Origin of the sequence: Arenibacter lacus (assembly GCF_008711145.1) — a bacterium.
Classification (GTDB): domain Bacteria; phylum Bacteroidota; class Bacteroidia; order Flavobacteriales; family Flavobacteriaceae; genus Arenibacter; species Arenibacter amylolyticus.
The window spans coordinates 1-992 of record NZ_VVIN01000189.1 but is presented as its reverse complement, the minus strand read 5'-3'; the positions used below and the strand labels follow the sequence as shown (position 1 = coordinate 992).

Annotated in this window: 2 protein-coding genes; both read right to left on the bottom strand. The window is 37.4% G+C overall.

Annotated features, from left to right (window positions below; genetic code table 11):
* Window positions 1-223: 223 nt before the first annotated feature.
* Window positions 224-556, bottom strand: coding sequence for a helix-turn-helix domain-containing protein (locus F1E73_RS17085; RefSeq protein ID WP_086478611.1), 333 nt, complete (start codon window positions 554-556; stop codon window positions 224-226).
* Between the two features lie 11 nt (window positions 557-567).
* Window positions 568-900: a type II toxin-antitoxin system RelE/ParE family toxin gene (locus F1E73_RS17080; RefSeq protein ID WP_086478610.1), complete on the bottom strand. Its 333-nt coding sequence runs from the start codon at window positions 898-900 to the stop codon at window positions 568-570.
* Between the last annotated feature and the right edge of the window lie 92 nt (window positions 901-992).

Genomic DNA, 992 nt, shown 5'->3' with positions numbered 1-992 from the left:
GGAAGGTTGTTGCGCAGTCTGACGTTAAGGCTATGGCAAGTAGGGCAGGCAGGGAAACGAATAGTCTCCGTCTGCGCTTAGCCAAAGCTTTTTATTTCTTTTTAACTTTCGTTTTATAAAAGCCAAATCAAAAGATTTGGCGGACTTCGCAAACAAGACCAAGCTAATAGATTCAGTACTTACCGCCCTATTTACTATAGGTATTGTTATCTTTGGTGCTTTTTTACGCAACCTTGAATTCCGAGTCATTCATTTGTACACTGAACTTTATGTTCGCCTTTAGTGCGTTAAACACTTTTAAAATCGTTTCAATCGTTACGTTTTTTGCGCTGCGCTCCAGTTTAGAAATTTGTGACTTTTGAACTCCAATCAATTCACCAAGTTGTTCTTGGGTCAATTTCCGTTCTTTTCGGACGGACTTAATCATTTCGCCCAAAACCTCCATTCGCAAATCGAATTCATACTTGTCCCGGTCTGCTGTTCCGATTTTTCCAATGTCCTTGTCCTTCATTTGGTCAAGGGTCATCATTTTCATCATTTTATTTTTTGTTGCCATAACTTTATTTTTTATTGCTCGAAATATTCGGTCCGAATCTGTTTTGCTTTTTCGATTTCAGCTTTAGGTACCTTGTCCGTTTTTTTGACCATTCCGTGTGTAGAAATCACAAGCGTTTCGGTTTTTCCAGTTCTGTCCCAAAATGCGAAAAGTCGGTATTGAAGTCCTCTGTATTTTGTCCTAAACTCCCAAATATCGTCCGTTAGTTTTTTGAACAGTTTTGGGTCAAGTCCAAATGTGGCCTTGTCAAGATTATAATAAATTTTCATTTGTGCTTTCTTGTCGACCTTTGACATAAAGTCAATAGCTTGCTCAAGAAAGACGACTTCAAATCTTTTTTCCATACGGTTTGCGCGTACTTTTATGAGACAAATATAAACAAAAAAGTTGATTTATATGGAAACTTTTATTTTTTTGGTCAGCATTAAAGATAACG

Coding starts and splice junctions, on each gene's coding strand:
- F1E73_RS17080 (WP_086478610.1), bottom strand. CDS start 900: ATGGAAAAAAGATTTGAAGTCGTCTTTCTTGAGCAAGCTATTGACTTT.
- F1E73_RS17085 (WP_086478611.1), bottom strand. CDS start 556: ATGGCAACAAAAAATAAAATGATGAAAATGATGACCCTTGACCAAATG.